Source organism: Stenotrophomonas sp. 2YAF22, assembly GCF_052114665.1.
GTDB classification, from domain to species: Bacteria; Pseudomonadota; Gammaproteobacteria; order Xanthomonadales; family Xanthomonadaceae; genus Stenotrophomonas; species Stenotrophomonas indicatrix.
In genome coordinates this window covers 1-1440 of record NZ_JBFRFE010000841.1, presented here as the reverse complement: position 1 = coordinate 1440, position 1440 = coordinate 1, and the positions used below count along the sequence as shown (strand labels likewise).

Here is a 1440-nt window from a genome sequence, read left to right as displayed (position 1 = left end):
GCCATGGCAGCACCACGCCACCGGCCGGCGGTACCAGGCCGGGCTGCACGTCCAGCACTAGCTGTTTGTCGCTGCGCTGCAGGCGATAGTTGAGCTGCCCCTGCGGCGTGCGCAGGCCCTGCACGGCAATGCCCTCGCCCTGCAGCCACGACACCGGGATACCAGCGGCCAGCACCAGTGCCTCATCTGCATCGCGGTTGTAGGCGAACATGTCCAGCGCCGAGCGAACGAAGTCCGAGGCCACCCAGGCGTGCGGCAGGTCACCCACGAAGAACGGCTTGCGCGGCGTGCGCGAGACGACCTCGGCCCACTGGTTCCAGGCCTGCGGTGCGCGATCCTTGAAGAAGAACTCGGTGGCCTGCCAGGCACGATCGCGCCATCCCAGGCGCACGAACGCAGCGACGTTGCGCCATTCATACGGCGTGTAGTCCTTCCATTCGCGCTTGCCGTCGCGGCGCGCGACGAATTCGTTCCAGTAACGCTGGAAGGTCGCGTCCAGCGCCTGCTGCGGCAACCGCCCCTGCTCGCCGCCCGGCGCCAACGCGATCGTGGTGGAGGTGGCGTCGAAGTCACCCAGCTCGGCCGAGCCAGGCAGGTAATCAATGCGGTGCTGCTGCATGGCCGACAGCAGCGAGGCCTGCAGGTCATCACGGAACTGATCGCGCGATTCGCTGATCTGCATCGCCTCGACCTTGCCCAGCTGCGCCGCCAGCTGCGCAGCGTCCTTGTAACCACGCAACGCCCAGAAGTTGTCCCAGTACGAATGCATCGGCTTGGCCGAATAGCCCTCGTGGCTGATCGAGGCCGGCATCATCCCGTAGAAGGCAGGATTGCGCGCGCGGTTCTCCTCGGTGCGCTCGCTGCCCCGCAGTTGTTCCATGTAGCTGTAGGCGCCCAGCACGTGCGGCCACATCTGCTCGAGGAAAGCGGTGTCGCCGGTGTAACGGCCATATTCGGCGATGTTGTAGATCAGTTCGCCGTGGCTGTCGTTCTCCGGCACCGGGTCGCTGCCACGCGCATCGACACAGCACGGCACCTTGCCGTTTTCAAACTGATAGGGCGCATACCAGGTCACGTAGTCACGCACGGCATCGCTGCGACCCATCCGCAGCAGGCCTTCGGAGATCATCGCGCCATCGCGGATCCAGCTGCGCGCATAGGAGCGCGTACCCGGCTGCAGGCGCGGGCCGACCCGCGAGATCAGCATGTGCGCCACCGCGGTGCGCAGGGTTTCCACCAGCGGTTGGCCGGCGGCGGGCACCTGCAGGGTCACCACGCCCAGCTTGTCGCGCCACATCGTCGCGACCTGCTGCTGTGCCTTGGCCACGTCCAGCGCCTGCGGCGCCCAGCTGCCGGTCTGCGGCAGCACGATCGCCACCTCGCGGCTCTGCCCGGGTTCGAGCTTGATCGTGTACAGCAGTGCGCTGTACACGATCAAGC

At 66.8% G+C, this 1440-nt stretch carries 1 pseudogene; it reads right to left on the bottom strand.

Annotation, left to right across the window (positions count from 1 at the left end):
* Positions 1-1440 (bottom strand): annotated as a pseudogene (locus AB4Y84_RS21610) (discoidin domain-containing protein); the annotation flags it as partial.